The sequence below is a fragment of the uncultured Tateyamaria sp. genome (assembly GCF_947494755.1).
Classification (GTDB): Bacteria; Pseudomonadota; Alphaproteobacteria; order Rhodobacterales; family Rhodobacteraceae; genus Tateyamaria.
Genome location: NZ_CANLVZ010000038.1, coordinates 1 through 2,921 on the forward strand (window position 1 = coordinate 1; position 2,921 = coordinate 2,921).

At 51.4% G+C, this 2,921-nt stretch carries 6 protein-coding genes; 5 read left to right on the forward strand and 1 reads right to left on the reverse strand.

Annotated features, from left to right (window positions below):
* The 4 genes from Q0908_RS20215 to Q0908_RS20230 all read left to right on the forward strand — a co-directional run.
* The coding region (locus tag Q0908_RS20215; RefSeq protein WP_299289090.1) for a hypothetical protein at positions 1-405 on the forward strand (405 nt) is incomplete at its 5' end.
* On the forward strand, positions 372-782 hold the full coding sequence (locus tag Q0908_RS20220; protein ID WP_299289092.1) for a hypothetical protein: 411 nt from the start codon (positions 372-374) through the stop codon (positions 780-782). The genes Q0908_RS20215 and Q0908_RS20220, both read left to right, overlap by 34 nt.
* A gap of 269 nt (positions 783-1,051) precedes the next feature.
* Positions 1,052-1,882, forward strand: a complete 831-nt coding sequence (locus Q0908_RS20225) for an HNH/ENDO VII family nuclease (protein WP_299289094.1) — start codon at positions 1,052-1,054, stop codon at positions 1,880-1,882.
* A gap of 4 nt (positions 1,883-1,886) precedes the next feature.
* Positions 1,887-2,345, forward strand: a complete 459-nt coding sequence (locus Q0908_RS20230) for an SMI1/KNR4 family protein (RefSeq protein ID WP_299289095.1) — start codon at positions 1,887-1,889, stop codon at positions 2,343-2,345.
* A 22-nt stretch (positions 2,346-2,367) separates the two neighbouring features.
* Here Q0908_RS20230 and Q0908_RS20235 read toward each other — a convergent pair whose 3' ends face one another.
* Positions 2,368-2,571, reverse strand: coding sequence for a hypothetical protein (locus tag Q0908_RS20235; RefSeq protein ID WP_299289096.1), 204 nt, complete (start codon positions 2,569-2,571; stop codon positions 2,368-2,370).
* Here Q0908_RS20235 and Q0908_RS20240 point away from each other — a divergent pair.
* A partial coding sequence (locus tag Q0908_RS20240; protein ID WP_299289097.1) for a hypothetical protein occupies positions 2,554-2,921 on the forward strand: 368 nt, incomplete at its 3' end. The two genes, Q0908_RS20235 and Q0908_RS20240, sit on opposite strands and share 18 nt — an antisense overlap.

A 2,921-nucleotide genomic window follows, 5' to 3' on the forward strand; every position in this document is an offset into this window, starting at 1 on the left:
ATTGCCTTGCGGCGTGGCGACAACGTCTTTGAGGTGGCAATCGACGGAACAAGAGTTTTTGATGGTGCTACAAATAACGTAGTTCGCCAGTATCCAGATGGTACTTTTAGTGTGTCTGATTTTGCCGGGTATCCAGCAGGAGTTCCAAGACCACCGGCTGGTACAACATATCGACTTCTTTCTGGCGCAGAATATGCCGATGCTAGACGGTTAGCTAACAATGCTAATGCTCAATTAAGGCGTAGTGGTGTGGTTCCAGCAGGACATGAAATTCATGAGATTGTTCCAGTAAAATATGGTGGTAGCCCAACTGATCCCGCAAACAAAGTATACTTGCCAGCTGGAACGCACAGGTCAGAAGTGACACCTTGGTGGAACAGATTACAGCGGGATTTGGAACGATGAAAACGTTAGACGCAATTCCAAATAAGCAAGTGCAAACGAGTGACGTTTCAAAAGCTTGGCCTGAACTTGATGACACTTTTGAGATGAACGAATTTTATCGTTCTTTTAGTTCGGCCGAAGGCTGGTTGGGCGACAGTTACATCATTGTTTGGAACAGAAAAGAGATTGCGGATTTTCGAATTCATATCAATGAAGCTTATCCGGAAAAATACCATTTTTTTGGTTCTGATGGCGGTGGTACTCAGTTTGGCTTCTTTGTTGACAATGGTGTCGTTTCTTATGTTTCTGCGCCCAATATTGGCGCGGAAGAAGATATCCGTGTTTTGGGGGGGTGGGATGAGATGATATTGTGTTTGGAGAAATGTGACTACATTTGAAGTTGAACTGGCCTAAGTTCACCGCTCCAAATTCTCGACCACGCACCCGATATCCAGCTGAACGCTGATCTGTTCGACAATGGCTTCTAGCTCTTCGTAAGCGTGATTTAGGTTCACCGCGTATGGCTTCCCAAAATGCGGATTGCCGATGAATGTGACACTGCTCTGTTGAACCCAACACCCCCTTCCCGCTAAACATACCCATGCGCCGCCTCGCCCTTATCCTGTCCTTCCTCGCGACACTTCTGCTGGCGATACCGGGCCCAAACATGGCCCTTGCCCTACCCACGGCCGTTTCGGACGCCAGTTTCGCGCCGATAGCCCCGCTCCCATCCACGAGTACCGCACTGCTCACTTCATCAGCCCGCGCCCCGCCCCTGTCGCGCATCTCGGCGCACCCCGAGCACGACCGGATCGACGGCCTCGGGTCTACGCAGTTCACCCCGTCCGGGTTGCAGATCGCCGAGCTTGGGCTGACGTGCCAGCAAACGAAGGGGCGTGCCGACTGCGACGCGTTTATGGCGGCCTCACTGGAATACGGCGTGGAAGCCGCAGTTGCATGGGGCGTCGGAGCCGCCATTCCGGGCGACAAAACCGTGATGTCAGTGCTGGGCTGGGTCAGTCGGCGCGGCGGCGATGATGTAAAACGTGCTGTCGATACCGTGATGGAAACTGCGGCGGGGGTGGCTACAAATAGAACAGCGACGAATGCGGATGTAGCAGAAAATTTCCAGCAGAACCGTCATTTTTGGACCCAAGAACCAGTTCAGCTAAATGGCAACAAGGTATTTCAACGCAATGACTTGATTGATCCTAATCGTGTCAGTGAATGGACGGTGAGAGGACAAACAGTTACAGGCACAAATATCGAGCGAATGGCCGCTGGTCGTGCGCCGATTGGACCCGACGGAAACTCAGTTAACCTGCATCATCTCACGCAACGACAGGACGGTGCAATTGCAGAAGTGACGCAGACACTTCACAGTTCTAATCACGGTATTTTGCATATGCCTAATACAGTTCCATCATCGATAAACCGTTCACAGTTTAACACTTGGTCGCGCAATTACTGGAAAGATCGTGCATCAAATTGGGAGTAATAAAGTGTTCGATAAGCTTGCAAGTTTAATTTCTGATCACTCAGATGATGCCGTTGAATTTGGTGATGCAAGTTGTGATCTGTCGCCAACTGACGAGCGCGTTGCAGAAACGGAAGAACTACTAGGATGTAAATTGCCGATTAGCTACCTGTGGTTTGTACGAAACTACGGTGGTGGCGAAGTGTATGGCGAAGAAATCTACTCGATCTATCCAGTGCTTTCCGAAAAATCTGTTGGCGACATTGTTTATCAAACTCGTTGGTGGCGGGAAAAAGGCCTGGTTGAGCGTACTGATATCGTAGTTAGTTCGAACGATTTTGGTGAGGTTTTTTACATGGACACTTCTAAGAAAAATGCAGATGGCGAGTATCCAGTCTGTGTTAAAGCGGGTAAAATCGTTCAAAAATATGCGAATAGGTTTGATGAATTTTTGTCAAAAAGGATTGAAAATCCTAATGGATAAATGGCCGACAAGGGCTTCATAATCACCGCTCCAAGTTCTCAACCACACACCCGATATCCAGCTGGACGGAAACCTGTTCGACAATACCTTCGAGTTCTTCGTAAGCGTGGTTTAGGTTCACCGCGTAGGGTTTGCCGAAATGCGGATTGCCGATGACTGTGACACTGCTCTGTTGAACCCACGACCCGCTTCCCGCTAAACACAACCCATGCGCCGCCTCGCTCATATCCTGTCCTTCCTCGCGGCACTCCTGCTGACGATGCCGGGCCCAAACGCTGTCCTTGCCGTGCCCATGGCCGTCTCGGACGCCAGTTTCGCGCCGATACCCCCGCACCCATCCACGAGTACCGCACAGCTCACTTCATCAGCCCGCGCCCCGCCCCTGTCGCGCATCTCGGCGCACCCCGAGCATTACCGGATCAACAGCCCTGCCGAGCGGGGGGTGACAACGGCGCAAGGCTATACGCTGCCGCAGATCTTTGGCGCGGACGATATCAGCGCCCTCTACCCCGAAGAGCTGCTGGCGCTCGACGGTCTGAGCCTCGTCGATCAAGACCTGCAGCACAGGTATTTCTA

Excerpts from the sequence above, each read along its gene's own strand:
- Q0908_RS20225 (WP_299289094.1), top strand. The coding sequence starts at position 1,052 with ATGGCCCTTGCCCTACCCACGGCCGTTTCGGACGCCAGTTTCGCGCCG.
- Q0908_RS20235 (WP_299289096.1), bottom strand. The coding sequence starts at position 2,571 with ATGAGCGAGGCGGCGCATGGGTTGTGTTTAGCGGGAAGCGGGTCGTGG.